This is a genomic window from Pantoea sp. SORGH_AS_0659 (assembly GCF_031453915.1).
GTDB classification, from domain to species: domain Bacteria; phylum Pseudomonadota; class Gammaproteobacteria; order Enterobacterales; family Enterobacteriaceae; genus Pantoea; species Pantoea leporis.
On sequence record NZ_JAVJAK010000001.1, the window covers coordinates 2,062,791 to 2,079,816 of the forward strand.

Genomic DNA, 17,026 nt, shown 5'->3' on the forward strand with positions numbered 1-17,026 from the left:
CGTTTCATAAATGCATTTGCGATCACTTTTTTCCTTTCTGCCAATCGTTATCTTGCTCGCCATGCCATCTGGCAATTCATAAAAACACCTCCCTCTGGCTCAGTTAAGGTGACACCTTTATGCATATCAAACGTGCAATCGATAAAATTCCTGGCGGCATGATGCTGATTCCGCTGTTTTTGGGCGCGCTGTGCCATACGTTCTCTCCGGGCGCAGGTAAATACTTTGGTTCGTTCACCAATGGGTTGATGACCGGCACCGTGCCGATTCTTGCGGTGTGGTTCTTCTGCATGGGCGCATCCATCAAACTCAGCGCCACCGGCACAGTACTGCGTAAATCGGGCACGCTCGTGCTCACCAAGATTGCGGTGGCGTGGGTGGTCGCGGCGATCGCTTCACGTGTGATGCCGGAAAATGGCGTGGAAGTGGGTATGTTTGCCGGTCTCTCGACGCTGGCGTTAGTGGCGGCGATGGATATGACCAATGGCGGTTTATACGCATCGATCATGCAGCAATATGGTTCGAAAGAAGAGGCCGGTGCGTTTGTCTTGATGTCGCTGGAGTCCGGGCCGCTGATGACGATGGTGATTCTCGGCACCGCAGGCATTGCGTCGTTTGAGCCACATGTCTTCGTTGGCGCGGTACTGCCGTTTATCGTCGGGTTCGCGTTGGGTAATCTCGATCCCGAACTGCGCGAGTTCTTTGGCAAAGCGGTTCACACGCTGATTCCGTTCTTTGCTTTCGCGTTGGGTAATACTATTGATTTGACCGTCATCGCGCAAACTGGCCTGCTGGGCATTATGCTGGGTGTCGCAGTGATCATTGTCACCGGCATTCCGCTGATTATTGCCGATCGCCTGATCGGCGGTGGCGATGGGACAGCGGGGATTGCGGCATCCAGCACTGCAGGCGCAGCGGTGGCCACGCCAGTGTTGATCGCCGAGATGCTGCCACAGTTTAAACCGGTCGCACCCGCCGCAACGGCGTTAGTCGCCACTTCGGTCATTGTCACCTCCGTCATTGTCCCCATCATCACCGCGGTTTATTCACGACGCGTTAAGCGTTCTCATGTTGCTGTGGGGCAACGCGCTGCCATCAAGTAAGCCCGCTAATGCTTCCCCGGCCGCTGGTCGGGGATATCTCTGGATTTTGCTTTATAAATCAATCTCTCATTTGGTCTGGCCTCACTCTGGATTACGCTGATGTGGCGTTTAACGCACTACATAAACATAAACAGAGGATGAGACAATGACAGTAATTAACCAACCAACATGCAGACTGTTCACCGAAGTTGGACAAACCACACAGCTCGCGGCCTACTATGAAGAGGGTCGCCGCACCATGTGGATGATGCTGCGTGCGCAACCCCGTCCGAGTTTTAACCACGAATTAATTGAGGAGATCATGAACCTGAGCTATTCCGCTCAACGTTCCGGTTTGCCGATTGATTTCTGGGTGACGGGTTCGTTAGTGCCACAGATGTTTAACGCCGGAGGCGATTTGCGTTTCTTTGTGGAATGCATTCGCAACAACCGTCGTGAAGCACTGCGCGCTTATGCGCGTGCCTGTGTCGACTGCATCCACTCCGCAGCGCGGGGTTTCGATACCGGTGCGGTTACGCTGGCAATGATTGAGGGCAGTGCGCTCGGCGGTGGCTTTGAAGCGGCGCTGGCACATCACTTCATTCTGGCGCAGAACAGCGCGCGCATGGGTTTCCCGGAGATCGCATTCAACCTGTTCCCCGGTATGGGCGGCTACTCGTTAGTGGCGCGTCGGTCTGGCATGAAGCTGGCCGAAGAGCTGATTATGGAAGGTGAGTCACACAGCGCGGAATGGTATGAAACGCGTGGTCTGGTCGACAAGGTGTTCCAGCCGGGCGATGGTTATCGCACCACACGCACCTTCATCGATACGTTACGTCCAAAACTGAACGGCGTGCGGGCAATGTTGAAAGCGCGTCAACGCGTATTGCAGTTATCACGCGCTGAGCTGATGGATATCACGGAGGACTGGGTCGATTATGCCTTCACACTGGAACCTAAAGACATTGCTTACATGGAACGACTGGTACAACTGCAGAACCGTCATAGCGCATCCTTGCGCAAAGCCGGTTAATCTCGCAGACCAGCGTTAAACGCGGGCAGGATGCTTAGCCAGCCAATGCCCGAGCTGTTCTGCGGGCATTGGTTTTGCATAATAATAACCTTGACGCCCATCAACACCGTTGGCCATAACAAACTTCTCTTCGGCTTTGGTTTCAATGCCCTCGGCAATCACCTGCAGCTTCAGGGCTTTGGCCACCGCGACAATCGCACGCACCAGCGACTGCGCCACGGGTTGTTTGTTGATATTACGTACAAAGCTCTGATCCAGCTTAATGGCATCAATCGGGACGCGCGCCAGCTGAGAAAGTGAGGAGTAACCGGTACCAAAGTCATCGAGATGCACCTGCGCACCCAGCTCCTGAAACTGTTTCATCAGCATCAGCGCACCGGCTTCGTTCTCAATCAAACAGCTTTCCGTCAGTTCGATATCAATCGGACAATCGGTCAAACCGGCTTCATTCAATGCCTGTTTCAGATCGGTGTAAATGCTCTGGTCGATCAGCTGCTTAGCCGAGACGTTAACCGCGACGCGCAGAAAGATGCCTTCGCTGCGCCACTTAATGATCTGCTGCAGCACGTTGAGCATCACCCAGCGGCCCAAGGGCACAATCAAACCAGACTCTTCGGCGTAGGAGATAAAATCGCCCGGCGGCACCAGACCACGCTCTGGAGAATTCCAGCGCACCAGCGCTTCGGCGCTCAGCACTTCGCCTTCGGCATTGAGTTTTGGCTGGTAGTGCACCACCAGATGATCCAGCTCGAGCGCTTTGCGCAGGTTGGTATCGAGCCACAGATATTCAAACACGCGCTGATTCATCTCATTAGCGAACACGCAAAATTTGCCGCGGCCGTTTTCTTTGGCGTGATACATCGCGGTATCGGCGTTACGAATCAGGCTTTCACGATCTTCACCATGCAGCGGGGCGAGGGCGATACCCAGCGAGCAGCCGCTGTAAACCTCAATCAGGCCAATGCGGAATGGCTGACGCAGCCGCTCAAGAATACGCGACGCCATCGCTTCCAGCGCTGCCTGGCTGGTGTGTTCCGCCAGCACCACGAACTCATCGCCGCCAAGGCGCGCCAGCGTCTGGTCTTTGCCAAGACAGCTGAGGATGGCCAGCGACACGGCTTGCAGCAGCTGATCGCCAAACATATGGCCGTAAGCGTCGTTCACCTTCTTAAAATTGTCTAAATCGAGGTACACCACACCGGTTTGACTGCCATTCGCCAGCTCCAGTGCCAGACTAATCTGCTGATGGATCGCGTTGCGATTGGGCAAGCCGGTGACGGTATCGGTATTGGCCAGCACGCGCAGACGTTCCTGAGCGCGGCGCTCTTCGGTTATGTCGGTTCCGGAACAGATGAGGAAAATTTCATTTTTTCCGCTACCGCTGTGAACGAACTTATTACGAAACAGAAACAGTCGCTGACCTTTACGGGTTTTTATCCAGCGTTCAACTTCGTAAGAACTGCCTTCACGGAAGAAACCGGCGATATTACGGCGTGATGCCTGCGCTTCCTGCTTGGTCATAAACAGCTGGAATACGTTGCGGCCAATCACTTCCTGCTCTTTCAGCCCGGTGTACTCTTCACTCAAACGGTTGAAACGCTGGATATTGCCGCGTTGATCGAGGATCACAATGACGGAATTCGCCTCAGAAACCACTTGCTCGGCGAAGGATAAACCCAGCGTCAAATCGCGCGCGACAGACGACGTATCGCCCCAGGCTGACGAGGTGCCTGCCCAGGTAGATTGATTGACTTTACGGCCGACAAAATGCATCGGAACAGGTTCGCCATGCAGCGACAGCGTGAGGTTAATACTTGAGGTAATGACCGTCATCGCACGTAGTAAACTGGCCTGTGCGGGAGTCAGCGGCACCGCCATATTGGTGTTTGCGTTCTCATCTTCGGCAAAATGCAGAGCATCACTATCTGAAGTTAAACGCCAATGAGGGCTGGTGGTGCCAAACAAGGTATATAGCAATGTTTGCCCTTGTTCATCGGTCATGGAAACTTCCTCCGGGGGAATGCTCAGCGGGCGGTATCTCATTATTTTAGCAACAGTATTCAACCTCCTGCGTCAGCACAAGATGCAATCCAAATATATTTTTGTTTTTATTAAAGAATGGCACGAAAAAGCCCCGACAAGCGGGGCTAATCTCTGTTAGCAAGGGCACTTACCGAGTTTTCCGGCCTGGCTGGGAAAGCGGGCATCGAGGCAGTGACGGTGAAAAGCACGCTCATCCATGGGGGCGATCGTTGGATGATGTTCGCGCATATGCTTCAGATAAGTTTGATAGTCATGAACGCCGACCATTAAACGAAAACTTTGCTGCAATCCCCGCCAGATGCGCTGCCAGCGCGTAAGATTTTGCCCAGCCGTGGCGGGGGCGATTGGTAAGCACTGCTGAATGTGCCACGGCCCGTTGGGTTTTCTCCAGTGATAAATGGACTCAGACATTTCGCACCTCTTTGCGCAGTGAGATCTCAGATTCATGGGTGGTTGGCACCGTGCTGTTGAGCGCCCGACGAATCACGAAGAAGGCCGCCACCAGCATGGTCACCGCCACCAGCATGAAGAAGGCGCACAGGGCCGCGTTAATTTGATTGCTGAAGACGATGGTTTGCATGTCAGCAACACTCTTCGCCGGGGCGATGACGATGCCGTCATCAATGCCTTTGCGGAACTTGTTGGCCTGCGCCAGGAAACCAATCGAAGGTTTTTCGTGGAAAATCTTCTGCCAGCCCGCGGTCATCGAGGTAATGAACAGCCAGGCGGTTGGAACAATCGTCACCCACGCATAACGCTGCTTCTTCATTTTGAACAGCACCACGGTGCCGAGAATCAGCGCCATTGACGCCAGCATCTGGTTGCCGATACCAAACAGCGGCCACAGCGTATTGATGCCGCCGAGCGGATCGACCACGCCCTGATACACAAAGAAGCCCCAGCCCGCTACCGCGACGGTGGTTCCCGCCATGTTGCCCAACCATGAACGGTTATTCGCCATCGACGGCACCACGGTGCCCACCAGATCCTGCACCATAAAGCGACAGGCGCGGGTGCCGGCATCCACAGCGGTCAGGATAAACAGCGCTTCAAACAAGATGGCGAAGTGATACCAGAACGCCATCATGGCGCGGCTGTTAAACACTTCGGTAATGATATGCGCCATGCCGACCGCAAAGGTTGGTGCACCACCGGCACGCGAAAGAATGGTGCTTTCGCCGACGTCGCGCGCAATGCCGCTTAGCATCTCTGGCGTCACCACGAAGCCCCAGCCGTTAATCACCTGCGACGCATTTTCCACCGTGGTGCCAATCAGCGCGGCAGGGGAGTTCATGGCAAAGTAGACGCCCGGGTCAAGCACCGAGGCGCAAATCAGCGCCATGATTGCCACAAAGGATTCCATCAGCATCGCGCCGTAGCCGATAAAGCGGATATGACTTTCGCGCTCCACCAATTTCGGCGTGGTACCGCTCGAAACCAGCGCATGGAAACCTGAAATGGCGCCACAGGCGATGGTGATAAACAGGAACGGGAACAACGCACCGGAGAAGACCGGCCCGGTGCCATCAATAAATTTGGTCACTGCGGGCATCTTCATCTCGGGCATGGCAAACACGATGCCGATGGCCAAACCGATGATCACGCCAATTTTCAGGAAGGTGGAGAGATAATCGCGCGGTGCCAGCAGCAGCCACACCGGCAGCGAAGAGGCGACAAAACCGTAGATCACCAGCACCCACGTCAGCTCCGTGCCTTTCAGCGTGAACAGCGGGCCCCAATAGGGATCGGCTGCTACATTGCCGCCGTAAATAATCGCCGCCATCATCAGCACGAAGCCAATGATCGACACTTCCGCGATTTTTCCCGGACGCAGGAAGCGCATATACACGCCCATAAACAGCGCAATCGGAATGGTTGCGGCAATGGTGAACAAGCCCCACGGACTGTTGGCCAGCGCCTTCACCACCACCAGCGCCAGCGCGGAGAGGATGATGATCATCACACCCAGCGCGCCGAGCATGGTGACCACGCCAGCGAATGAGCCGAGCTCCTGACGCGCCATCTCACCCAATGAGCGGCCATCACGACGCGTTGAGATAAACAGGATCAGGAAATCCTGCACCGCACCGGCAAACATTACGCCAACCAGAATCCAGATGGTGCCTGGCAGGAAGCCCATCTGCGCCGCGAGGATCGGACCAACCAGCGGGCCCGCACCGGCAATCGCCGCAAAATGATGGCCGAACAGCACCCATTTATTGGTCGGCACATAATCGAGGCCGTCACTTAAGCGCTCCGCCGGCGTGCGACGGCGATCGTCCAGTTCGAAAATACGCTTGGCGATAAACAGGCTGTAAAAGCGATAGGCAATGCTGTAGCAGGCGACGGAGGCAATCACCAGCCACACCGCGTTGACGTGTTCGCCGCGGCTGAGGGCCAGCATGGCAAATGCGCCCGCGCCAATTAACGCCACCGCTAACCAGATGAGACTGGTTTTGACGTTGTTCATGAGTTAACTCCTTGTAGGGACCGGGAAAAGAGGCGATCGAATACAACAAGTTAAAAGTAATGTAATGAATTGTTAACGACAGACAAAGGCATTAGAAATGTGAAGCGGAAAGCAAATTTAACATTTGCTGAAGCGGGCGGAGAGAAATGCGGGATAACGGCTGTTATCCCGCGAGTTTTCATGCTCAGGCGGCCGGACGCGCGACCACGCTGCGGGTTTCCATACGCACTTCGGCGATGGTCACGTCGATGATGTCAGTGACACGGTAAGCGACTTCACCTTTTATCTGCACGGTGCCGCTTTCCTGCGAGCACACCAGCTCATCACGCACCGCGTGGATGAACGGCGCAGGAATGAAGGCTACCGCGCCATTCTCCAGCAGACGAACGCGCATGCCGCCGCGAGACACGTCGATGATCTCGGCGCTGAACTTGCGATCGGTAGCGGCAAACGGTGCGAGGAAACGTGCATACAACCAGTCCCCAACATCGCGCTCGGCCATGCGGTTCAGGCGACGACGTTCGCTCATGATGGTGGTCAGCTCATCCTGCGGACGGCCAGTGCTTTCACCGCGCACAATTGCCTTCAGCAAGCGATGGTTGATCATGTCGCCAAACTTACGAATCGGCGAAGTCCAGGTCGCGTAGGCTTCGAGGCCAAGACCAAAGTGCGGGCCCGGCTCGGTGCCGACTTCTGCAAACGACTGGAAGCGACGAATGCGGCTATCCAGATACTGGGTTGGCTGCGCATCGAGTTGACGACGCAGCTGGCGGAAGCCTTCCAGCGTGGTAATCGCCTGCGGATCCACGGTGATGCCATGCCCCGCCAGCACGCCAGCGGCCTGCTCAGCATTGGCTAGATCGAAACCGGTGTGCAGGTTATAGATACCGAAGCCCAGCTTCTCCTGCAGCACTTTCGCGGCACAGACGTTAGCCAGAATCATCGACTCTTCAACGATGCGGTTCGCGATGCGACGTGGCTCAGAGATGATATCCAGTACTTCACCTTTCTCGCCCAACACAAAGCGGTAGTCCGGACGATCTTTAAACACCAGCGCGTGGGTTTGACGCCATTCGCTGCGCGCCAGGCAAACCTGATGCAGCAGGCGAATCTGCTGAGCAATGGCGTCGTTTTCAGGCTGCCAGCTGCCGCTGTTTTCCAGCCAATCAGAAACTTCGTCATAAACCAGCTTGGCTTTCGACTCGATCCACGCAGCAAAGAAATGCACGTCATCAGCCAGGCTGCCATCTTTCAGCACGGTAACGCGGCATGCCAGCGCGGGACGACGCTCGTTCGGACGCAGGGAACAGACGTCGTCAGAGAGTTCGCGCGGCAGCATCGGTATGTTGAAGCCCGGCAGATAGTTGGTGAACGCGCGTTTCGACGCCAGCTTATCCAGCTCGCTGCCTTCTGCCACGTAAGCGGTTGGATCAGCGATAGCGATGGTCAGGATCAGATTGCCGTCGGCAGCCTCTTCCACGTACAGCGCATCATCCATATCCTGGGTGCTGGCGCTGTCGATGGTGACGAAGTTCAGTGCGGTCAAATCTTCACGCTGCAGATTTTCGTCGAGCATCTCACCAAAACCGACGTCCGGAGCCTGACGTTCGAGGTTATGGCGCGACAACGTTACCCACCACGGCGCGAGGTGATCGTCCGCAGTGACAATGAATTCGGTCAGTTCAGCATAGAAACCGCGATCGCCTTTCAGCGGGTGACGACGCATCTCTGCTACCGCCCAATCGCCGTTCTGGAAATCGTGGGTCACGCCACGTTCGGCGCGGCACTGAATCGCCTCTTTCAGCAGCGGATGATCCGGCACAATTGACAGGCGATCGTCTTTCTTCTGCACGCGGCCGACAAAGCGGGTCAGGAACGGCTCAACCAGGGTTTCCGGCTCGGCACTCTCGCGGTCTTTATCGGTGTGGATCACGGCCGAAATACGGTCGCCGTGCATCACTTTCTTCATCTGCGGTGGCGGAATGAAGTAGCTTTTCTGGGCATCAACTTCGAGGAAGCCAAAGCCTTTTTCCGTACCTTTAACAACACCTTCGACGCGCGGAGTCTGCGCGTGAAGCTTCTCTTTAAGCTGCGCGAGCAGCGGATTATCCTGGAACATAATTTATATAGTTTCGTGGCCTAAGAGCGGCTGACAGTTTTACGCGAATCGGGTCCGCGCGGCAAGGCCAAAACAGGCTAAAAAGCCGCTTTACGCGGCTTTTTACCTTCTGATAACGCTTTGGTCAGGCGATACGTTGTGACGGTGTGGCGGCGCTTAATGCCAGCTTCACCGGCACCGATTTTGAGGTCGGCGTACCGCTGCCGTCGCCAAAACTCGAGAGCGGCACCAGCGGGTTGGTTTCCGGATAATACGCCGCGAGGTTACCGCGCGGAATGTTATACGGCACCAGCTTGAAACCGCTGACGCGACGGGTTAAACCGTCATTCCACAGCGTCTCGATATCCACCAACTGGCCTTCAGTGAAGCCCAGCGACGTCATATCATCCGGATGGATAAACACCACTTCGCGCTGACCGTACACGCCACGATAACGGTCATCGAGGCCGTAAATCGTGGTGTTGTACTGATCGTGTGAACGCAGGGTTTGCAGCGTGAACGGCACCGCGACATCGCCCAACTGCGGGAACAGCGACGTTGGCAGGGCGGCGGCGCTGAACTCAGCACGTTTGCTTGGCGTATTGAAGCGCAGCTCGGCGGCAGCGCTACCCAGGTAGAAACCGCCCGGAATGTCGCACTTATTATTGAAATCAGCAAAGCCGGGAATCGTGGCGGCGATATGATCGCGAATCAGATCGTAATTGCCTGCCATCGCCAGCCAGTCGATTTTATCGCTGCCTAATGTCGCATGGGCGATGCCAGCCACAATCGCGGTTTCCGAACGCTGCGTCTCCGCCAATGGAATGCCGACGCCTTCTGAGGCGTGCACCATGCTGAACGAGTCTTCCACGGTAATGTACTGATTACCGCTTGCCTGACGATCGCGTTCGGTACGGCCCAGCGTTGGCAGAATCAGCCCTTCGTGGCCCGGCACCAAATGGCTGCGATTGAGTTTGGTGCTGATGTGCACGGTCAAACCGCAATGCTGCAACGCTTCTTCGGTGACCGGTGAATCCGGTGCGGCCGCCGCGAGGTTGCCGCCCAGCGCAATCAGCACTTTCACTTCGTCACGCAGCATCGCGTTCAGCGCTTCAACGGTGTTGTGACCATGCTCGCGCGGGGGTTCGAAATCAAAGTGCGCGCCCAGTGCATCGAGGAACGGCTTGCCCGGCTTCTCATCGATGCCCATGGTGCGGTTGCCCTGCACATTACTGTGGCCGCGCACCGGACACAGGCCTGCGCCTTTCTTGCCCAACTGACCAAACAGCAGCTGCAGGTTGGTGATCTCGCGAACGGTATCCACCGAGTGTTTATGCTGAGTAATGCCCATCGCCCAGGTGACAATCACGCGTTCAGCACTTTGATAAATCGCCGCCGCTTCACGAATCTGCACTTCGCTGAGACCGGATTGGCGCACGATATCATCCCAGCGGGTGTTATCAACGGCGGCAAGATACGCGTCAATACCGTGGGTGTTGGCATCGATAAACGCTTGATCGAAAATACCTTCTTCACCGGCAGCTAAACGTGCACGCTGTAGCTCAAGCAGGGCTTTCACCATGCCGCGCACCGCTGCCATATCGCCGCCCAGATTAGGTTGGTAATAGGCGGAACTGATGGTGCCCGCCAGCGACGTGACAATCTCCAGCGGCTTTTGCGGATCGGCAAAACGCTCGAGGCCGCGCTCGCGCAGCGTGTTAAAGGTGACAATTTTCGCGCCGTGATCGGCCGCGTGACGCAGGCTGTGCAGCATGCGCGGATGGTTGGTGCCCGGATTCTGACCCAACACGAAAATCGCGTCGGCATGATCAAAATCGTCCAGACGAATGGTGCCTTTACCCACGCCGATGCTGCGTTTCAGGCCGGTGCCGCTAGCTTCGTGGCACATGTTGGAGCAGTCGGGGAAGTTGTTGGTGCCCATCACACGGCCAAACAGCTGATAGAGCCAGGACGCTTCGTTGCTGGCGCGGCCGGAGGTGTAAAGCTCCATTTGATTTGGATGATCCATCGCCTTCAAATGGCGAGCAATCAAGGCTAACGCATCGTCCCAACTGATGGGTTCGTAGTAGTCGGTCGCGCTGTTGTAGCGCATCGGATGGGTTAAGCGTCCCTGGTACTCAAGGAAGTAATCGCTCTGCTGGTAAAGGGTGCTGACGCTGTGCTGGGCAAAAAAATCCGGCGCAACCACACGACGCGTGGCTTCCCACGTCACCGCTTTTGCCCCGTTTTCACAGAAGCTGAAGGTGCTTTTGTTGTCATCGCCCCATGCGCAACCTGGGCAGTCGAAACCGCGCGCTTTGTTCATGCGCATCAGGTTTCGCATGTTCTTCAGGGCAGCTTTACTATCAAGGACGAAACGGGTGGTGGCTTCCAATGAACCCCAGCCGCCCGCAGCAGCGCGATAGGGCTGAATCTTACGTTTAAATTTCATAGTTGCAGGCTTATTTGTTTATGAGTTGTTATCAGAATATGTCTTCTGTTAGCGGGGAGTGTGCGACTCTCCTTAAAAGTTGTCTAATTGATTGGTTTAATGGTGCGATAGGCGGCGTTTATCGTGAAACGCACGTAAAGCGTGACATAAATCAAACTTTCCCGGCTGTTAAGGGGCGGCAGTTACGTGCTGCTGAGATAACTGACTAATAATTGCTCTTTCCATTCTGAAAAGGGCACGCAGCATGAAGAATCTGGCAAGCCAAATTCACGCCTTCGGTAAAGCCTTAATGATGCCCATCTCGGTGATTGCTGCCGCAGGGATCTTTCTTGGCCTGGCCGCCGCAATGCAAAATCCGGCCATCACCGGCGATGCCTTCGCCAATCTGCAGGTGCCACAGCTGATTATCGGGTTTATCCGCAAGGTGGCGGGCGCGCTGTTCGCCAATTTGCCGCTGTTCTTTGCGGTGGCCAGCGCCATCGGGCTGGCGAAAGCGGAGAAACCGACCGCCGCCTTTGCCGCCGTAATTGGCTATATTGCTATGAACGTCGGTATCAGCTCCACGCTGGCGTCGAAAGGTTTGACGGCCGCTACCACCACGCCAGAAGCGCTGCAGAAAGCGGGTATGGATCAAACTGCGGCGATGATGACGTCGGCCGAATACATCGACATGCTCGGCATCTTTACTTACAACATGAGCGTGCTGGGCGGCGTGATTGCTGGATTGATTACCGTGCTGCTGCATAACCGTTTTTACACTCAGCAACTGCCGACGGCGATCAGCTTCTTTGGTGGACGTCGCTTTGTGCCGATCGTGACCGTGGTGGTGCTGCCGCTGGTGGGCGTGCTGCTGGCGTTGATTTGGCCGACCATCGGTGAAGGCATCGCGTGGGTGGGTTTGATGATTGGTAAAAGCGGGCAATACGGTGCCTTCCTGCTTGGCACCAGCGAACGCTTACTGATTCCCACCGGTTTGCACCATATCCTCAACGAAACCGTGCGCTTCACACCGATTGGCGGCATGGCAACGGTTGATGGACAAAGCATCGTCGGCGCGCTGAACATCTTCAACACCTCGCTAACGCATCCCGGCGCCATCCCGGACGATACGGTGCGCGGCGCGACGCAGTTCCTCGCGCAGGGCAAAATTCCGGTAATGATGTTTGGCTTACCAGCCGCCGCGCTGGCGATCTACCACACTGCGCGCCCTGAGCATAAGCAGCGCGTTAAAGCGCTGGTGCTGGCCGGTGCACTGACTTCCTTTACCACCGGCATCACCGAGCCGCTGGAGTTCTGTTTCATCTTCGTGTCGCCGGTGCTCTATATCCTGCATGCGCTATTAACCGGCCTGTCATTTATGTTGATGTCGATGCTGCATTTGATGATTGGCAACGTGCAGGGCGGCGCCATCGATCTGGTGGTGTTTGGCATTCTCGGTGGCAGCAAAACGCATTGGTGGTGGACGATTGTGCTCGGCGTGATTTACGTGCCGATTTACTACTACGGCTTCCGTTTTGTCATCACGCGGATGCGGGTTGAAACGCCGGGACGGGAATCCGATGAGGAGCACAAACCCGAACAGGTGGCGGCTGATGAGCGCACCAAAGTGATCATCAGTGGGCTGGGCGGCGAAGCCAATAAAGAGGACGTCGATTGCTGCTTCACCCGGCTGCGCGTGCGGGTCAAACAGATGAATGAGGTGGTCGATCAAACGTTACTGACCACCGGCGCGAACGGCATCAATCGCGTCAGCGAACATGATATCCAGGTGATTTACGGCCCGCAGGTCGAGAAGATCGCCAACGACGTAAAAAGTGCCTTGGGTGTGGCGTAACACAATGGCCGCTGCGCGTGGACGCAGCGCAGCGGCAACCGCCATGATACACTGCTGTTTTCCAGCCAATTCTGCTTTCCATGGACATCAAACAATTAATCTATCTGACAAATCTTGAACGCGAACGCCACTTTGGCCGCGCGGCAGAGGTCAGCTTTGTCAGCCAGCCGACGCTATCGATGCGCCTTAAAAACCTCGAACGCGAATTAGGGCTGTCGCTGATCAACCGCAGTAATAATTTCGATGGCTTTACGCCAGAAGGCGAGCGCGTACTGACCTGGGCGCGAGAAATTGTTTCGGTGTATCAGGGATTGAAGCTGGAAGTGGAGTCGCTCAAGCATGGCGTCAACGGCACCTTGCGGCTTGGCGTTATGCCGCAGTGCAGCGTGGCGCTGCCTGCGTTGTTGAAAGCGGTTGAAGCGCGTTATCCACAGCTGGATTATCGCGTGGCCGCGATGAGCGCCGATCAACTGCTGGAAGCGCTCAACAGCCACACCGTGGATGGCGGTATCGGCTTTTTTGAACTGACGTCACTGCGCGAACTGCATTTTCAAACTGCGCTGTTGAAAGATCCTGGCGTCGAGGCGCTGTTCAATCCGGCGCACTTTCCGGCGCTGCTGGAACAAGAGAACATCTCGCTCGCCACGCTTGCCTGCCAGCCGCTGTGTCTGGCAGAGCCCACGCGCTATTTTCGACGCTATCTTGATGGGCAACTGAGGGAAACCGGCTTGATTCCACGCGTGATCGTTGAGAGCGCGTCGATCATGCAACTGCTGCAAAGTGCGCAGGTTGGTTTAGGCGTGATGGTGTCGCCATGCGGACATCTGTTGCCGGAGCTGATGCAGAATCTGGCGCGGCGGCCGATTGAGATGGCGCCGATGGGCCGGCAGGCGGCATTAGTGATTGCCGAGCCGGGCAGAGCATCGCCGCTGGCTCAGCATTTCTTTGATGAAGCGCGGCGACATCTGCCCGATTAACGGGTTTCGCCGAGCGCCATCAGCAGGCGATCCTGCCAGCTGGCGAAAGCCACCGCTTGCAACAGCGTGAAGATACGTTCGCTGCCCCAGCCCGCGTTCAGCAGCGGCTGCAAATGTGCAGCGCTGAAGCGGTCGGGCAGGCGCGTGAGCTGGGCGCTGAGTGAAATCACCGGCGATGCTGCGCCAGCGCTTTCGACATCCTGCAGCAGTGCGTCACGCCATTCATCGGTAACAAAATCAAACTGACGTCGACAACCCAGCACGCGTGCGCTAACCGCCTGCGCCAGCGCTTCATCCCCGGCAAAATGTTCACTCAGCCGCTGTTTTAGCGTGGCGAAGCCATACAGCACTTGCGCATCGTGCACCAGCAGCCAAATGGCATCATCCAATCCCTCAATACCCTGACAGAAAGTAACCGCCGCCAGTTGATCGGCGCTGGCATAGCGCAGTTCAACCGGTTTCAACGCGTGCTGCCAGCCGTCGTTGCCGGTAAACAGCGCTGCGCTGGCGTCCGGCGGCGGTGTTACCCCCGGAATCCAGCGCACCGGCAAGCCCATCATCGCCTGCAGCGATGCCACCACGCGTGACTGATAGCTGACATACCCCACCAGTTGATTCAGCGTGACGATATCGGGCTCGGTTAAGCCCACCGCGTCCAGCGCGCTGATGCTGCTGGTGGTGATCAGTTCCGGCTGCATCGCCAGCTGACGCGCATATTGGGTGATTTGCGTCAGGCGATTATTACTTTCACGTGACGAGTCCGGACCCGGCAACGGATTGAGCCGGGCTGAGTAGTGATTGCACAGGCGCTGCACGCCGGCGACCTGCGCCACCGTTAGCGCGGTGCTGAGACGATCGTACAGCGTTAAGGTGTGGGTCAAACTGGTGGCAAGCGTATCGGGAAACAGAATCTGGCTGAGATCGCGCGCGGCCAATAACGCAGGCTGAAAACGCGACAGCAGCGGCTTTAACGCGGTCGCTTCCTGTTGCAAACCGAGTAAGAAACGATCGTCGATATAGGCGGCTTCGGGCACCAGCGGCGCAGTGGCGGTGCTATTCGGGCGAGTCTGGCTTTCATAAAACCAGTGGTCATGGCCGGGAGAACGGCGTTGTTCCATGGTCATTCCTTGCGCTAAAAACGGACTTGCTGCACAGCGTGCGAATCTGAAAAGCAGGCATGCAACAAAGGGCTAGCTTATCGTCGCTGAACGGCTGTCCACGGCAAAAGAATGTTGGGGAATAATTAATAGCTTACGAGTATAAGGAGGGCGTTATTTGAAGAGGAGGTCGCCATGAAAGGCGACCTTAGGTAAATCTTATTTCAGTTCCAGCTCGTTCATTGCGGCAATGCTGAAGCCGCCATCAACGTGTACCACTTCACCGGTGATACCACCCGCCAGATCAGAGCACAGGAATGCAGCTGAGTTACCCACGTCTTCGATGGTAACGGTACGACGAATCGGGGTAACCGCTTCGCAGTGCGCCAGCATTTTACGGAAATCTTTGATGCCTGACGCGGCCAGCGTACGGATTGGACCCGCAGAAACGGCGTTAACACGCGTGCCTTCTGGACCCATCGCGTTCGCCATGTAGCGCACGTTAGCTTCCAGTGACGCTTTCGCCAGACCCATCACGTTGTAGTTCGGGATAGCGCGCTCTGCACCCAGGTAAGACAGGGTCAGCAGGGCAGAATTCGGGTTCAGCATTGCACGGCACTCTTTCGCCATCGCCACAAAGCTGTACGCGCTAATGTCGTGAGCGATCTTGAAGCCTTCACGGGTAACAGCATTCACGTAGTCGCCATCCAGCTGATCGCCAGGTGCGAAACCGATGGAGTGAACGAAACCGTCAAATTTCGGCCAGGTTTTTGCCAGTTCGGTGAACAGCGCAGTGATGCTCTCGTCTTCAGCCACATCGCATGGCAGAACAATGTCTGAACCCAGATCTTTAGCAAACTCTTCCACACGACTTTTCAGTTTGTCGTTCTGGTATGTGAAAGCCAGTTCTGCGCCCTGTTTGTGCATCGCCTGCGCAATACCGTAGGCGATTGAGAGTTTACTGGCAACGCCAGTAATCAGAATGCGCTTACCGGAAAGAAAACCCATAGCTGTAATCCTTTTGGTCATTGTTGTTGGCGGTCGCGGTGGTTGAAAAACAGGCGACCGACGTTAATCTCGTGCGAAGTCTAGCACGTCTCTATAAATGCGGTAAATCGCACCGCGTTTTCGGCGCCTTAACGCTCGCGGCGCCAGGCTTCAGCGGTTAAGGCTTCACCAAAGTGGCTGGTGATCAGGCGCTTGGTGAGATCGTGCAGCGGCGAGGCCAATACATCGGCGGTGCCGCCGCGCTCGACCACTTCGCCCTGATGCATCACCAGCACCTGATCGCTGATGTGCTTCATCATGCCGAGATGCTGCGTGACATAAATATAGGCGATGCCGTGCTTCTCCTGCAGTTCCAGCATCAGGTTTACCAGCTGTGAACGCATGGTCATATCCAGCGAGGCGAGGGCTTCATCGGCGACGATCACTTTTGGCTGCAGAATCAGCGCTCGCGCCAGCGCCAGACGCTGCTTCTGGCCCGGCGCCAGCATGTGCGGATAGTATCCGGCGTGGTCGCGCAGCAAACCGACCTGACGCAGCGTGGCGATAATGCGTTTTTCACGCGCGTCATCATCCAGCTCGGTATTCAGGCGCAGCGGGAAATCGAGTATCTGGCTGATGCGCTGGCGCGGATTCAGCGAGGTTGAGGGATCCTGAAAAATCATGCGAATGCGCTGGCTGCGATAACCATAATCACCGTACTCCAGCGGATGATCGTCAATCAGCATCTCGCCCTCGCTCGGCTCGACCATGCCGCTGAGCATTTTTGCCAGCGTCGATTTTCCCGAACCGTTTTCACCAATCACCGCCAGCGTCTGTTTTTCACGCAGGGTAAAACTGACGCCTTTCACCGCCTCAACGTGCTGACGACGGAACAAACCGGTGCGATAGCGGTAGGTTTTACTCAGGTTGCGCACTTCCAGCAGCGTTTCCAT

The 17,026-nt window shown here is 56.1% G+C and carries 12 protein-coding genes; 4 read left to right on the forward strand and 8 right to left on the reverse strand.

Features of this window, described 5'->3' with window-relative positions; translation table 11 throughout:
* Nucleotides 1-119: 119 nt before the first annotated feature.
* Together kdgT and Q3H59_RS09650 are read left to right on the forward strand one after the other, a co-directional pair.
* Nucleotides 120-1,103 (forward strand): 2-keto-3-deoxygluconate transporter, encoded by a 984-nt coding sequence (kdgT, locus tag Q3H59_RS09645; RefSeq protein ID WP_007892437.1) that lies wholly within the window; start codon nucleotides 120-122, stop codon nucleotides 1,101-1,103.
* Nucleotides 1,104-1,248: 145 nt separating this feature from the next.
* On the forward strand, nucleotides 1,249-2,115 hold the full coding sequence (locus Q3H59_RS09650; RefSeq protein ID WP_007892438.1) for a crotonase/enoyl-CoA hydratase family protein: 867 nt from the start codon (nucleotides 1,249-1,251) through the stop codon (nucleotides 2,113-2,115).
* A gap of 15 nt (nucleotides 2,116-2,130) precedes the next feature.
* On the opposite strand, the gene pdeR is transcribed toward Q3H59_RS09650, so the two are convergent.
* From pdeR to Q3H59_RS09675, 5 genes are all read right to left on the reverse strand, one after another.
* On the reverse strand, nucleotides 2,131-4,116 hold the full coding sequence (gene pdeR / locus Q3H59_RS09655; RefSeq protein ID WP_101764279.1) for a cyclic di-GMP phosphodiesterase: 1,986 nt from the start codon (nucleotides 4,114-4,116) through the stop codon (nucleotides 2,131-2,133).
* 156 nt (nucleotides 4,117-4,272) lie between these two features.
* Nucleotides 4,273-4,569, reverse strand: coding sequence for a YbdD/YjiX family protein (locus tag Q3H59_RS09660; RefSeq protein ID WP_110866241.1), 297 nt, complete (start codon nucleotides 4,567-4,569; stop codon nucleotides 4,273-4,275).
* The gene (locus tag Q3H59_RS09665; protein WP_110866240.1) at nucleotides 4,562-6,628 is read right to left on the reverse strand and encodes a carbon starvation CstA family protein; all 2,067 of its coding nucleotides are present in this window, start codon (nucleotides 6,626-6,628) and stop codon (nucleotides 4,562-4,564) included. The genes Q3H59_RS09660 and Q3H59_RS09665 overlap by 8 nt, the downstream gene beginning before the upstream one ends.
* Nucleotides 6,629-6,812: 184 nt before the next feature.
* Entirely contained in the window at nucleotides 6,813-8,747 is a 1,935-nt protein-coding gene (locus tag Q3H59_RS09670) for an exoribonuclease II (RefSeq protein ID WP_192233995.1), read from the reverse strand.
* 124 nt (nucleotides 8,748-8,871) lie between these two features.
* Complete coding sequence (locus Q3H59_RS09675; RefSeq protein ID WP_309834493.1) at nucleotides 8,872-11,178, reverse strand: FdhF/YdeP family oxidoreductase; 2,307 nt, start codon at nucleotides 11,176-11,178, stop codon at nucleotides 8,872-8,874.
* A 244-nt stretch (nucleotides 11,179-11,422) separates the two neighbouring features.
* Here Q3H59_RS09675 and Q3H59_RS09680 point away from each other — a divergent pair, with 244 nt between their 5' ends.
* Nucleotides 11,423-13,012 (forward strand): PTS transporter subunit EIIC, encoded by a 1,590-nt coding sequence (locus tag Q3H59_RS09680; protein WP_309834494.1) that lies wholly within the window; start codon nucleotides 11,423-11,425, stop codon nucleotides 13,010-13,012.
* Nucleotides 13,013-13,092: 80 nt separating this feature from the next.
* Entirely contained in the window at nucleotides 13,093-13,989 is an 897-nt protein-coding gene (locus tag Q3H59_RS09685) for a LysR family transcriptional regulator (protein ID WP_110866237.1), read from the forward strand.
* Here Q3H59_RS09685 and Q3H59_RS09690 read toward each other — a convergent pair.
* The 3 genes from Q3H59_RS09690 to sapF all read right to left on the reverse strand — a co-directional run bounded on the left by Q3H59_RS09690 (nucleotide 13,986) and on the right by sapF (nucleotide 17,026).
* On the reverse strand, nucleotides 13,986-15,107 hold the full coding sequence (locus Q3H59_RS09690) for an oxidoreductase (protein ID WP_277973652.1): 1,122 nt from the start codon (nucleotides 15,105-15,107) through the stop codon (nucleotides 13,986-13,988). The two genes, Q3H59_RS09685 and Q3H59_RS09690, sit on opposite strands and share 4 nt — an antisense overlap.
* Nucleotides 15,108-15,305: 198 nt before the next feature.
* Nucleotides 15,306-16,094 (reverse strand): enoyl-ACP reductase FabI, encoded by a 789-nt coding sequence (gene fabI, locus Q3H59_RS09695; RefSeq protein WP_007892455.1) that lies wholly within the window; start codon nucleotides 16,092-16,094, stop codon nucleotides 15,306-15,308.
* Between the two features lie 128 nt (nucleotides 16,095-16,222).
* Nucleotides 16,223-17,026: a putrescine export ABC transporter ATP-binding protein SapF gene (gene sapF / locus Q3H59_RS09700; RefSeq protein WP_110866235.1), complete on the reverse strand. Its 804-nt coding sequence runs from the start codon at nucleotides 17,024-17,026 to the stop codon at nucleotides 16,223-16,225.

Coding starts and splice junctions, on each gene's coding strand:
- Q3H59_RS09685 (WP_110866237.1), top strand. CDS start 13,093: ATGGACATCAAACAATTAATCTATCTGACAAATCTTGAACGCGAACGC.
- kdgT (WP_007892437.1), top strand. CDS start 120: ATGCATATCAAACGTGCAATCGATAAAATTCCTGGCGGCATGATGCTG.
- fabI (WP_007892455.1), bottom strand. CDS start 16,094: ATGGGTTTTCTTTCCGGTAAGCGCATTCTGATTACTGGCGTTGCCAGT.
- Q3H59_RS09665 (WP_110866240.1), bottom strand. CDS start 6,628: ATGAACAACGTCAAAACCAGTCTCATCTGGTTAGCGGTGGCGTTAATT.
- Q3H59_RS09680 (WP_309834494.1), top strand. CDS start 11,423: ATGAAGAATCTGGCAAGCCAAATTCACGCCTTCGGTAAAGCCTTAATG.
- Q3H59_RS09690 (WP_277973652.1), bottom strand. CDS start 15,107: ATGGAACAACGCCGTTCTCCCGGCCATGACCACTGGTTTTATGAAAGC.
- sapF (WP_110866235.1), bottom strand. CDS start 17,026: ATGGAAACGCTGCTGGAAGTGCGCAACCTGAGTAAAACCTACCGCTAT.
- Q3H59_RS09650 (WP_007892438.1), top strand. CDS start 1,249: ATGACAGTAATTAACCAACCAACATGCAGACTGTTCACCGAAGTTGGA.
- pdeR (WP_101764279.1), bottom strand. CDS start 4,116: ATGACCGATGAACAAGGGCAAACATTGCTATATACCTTGTTTGGCACC.
- Q3H59_RS09675 (WP_309834493.1), bottom strand. CDS start 11,178: ATGAAATTTAAACGTAAGATTCAGCCCTATCGCGCTGCTGCGGGCGGC.
- Q3H59_RS09670 (WP_192233995.1), bottom strand. CDS start 8,747: ATGTTCCAGGATAATCCGCTGCTCGCGCAGCTTAAAGAGAAGCTTCAC.
- Q3H59_RS09660 (WP_110866241.1), bottom strand. CDS start 4,569: ATGTCTGAGTCCATTTATCACTGGAGAAAACCCAACGGGCCGTGGCAC.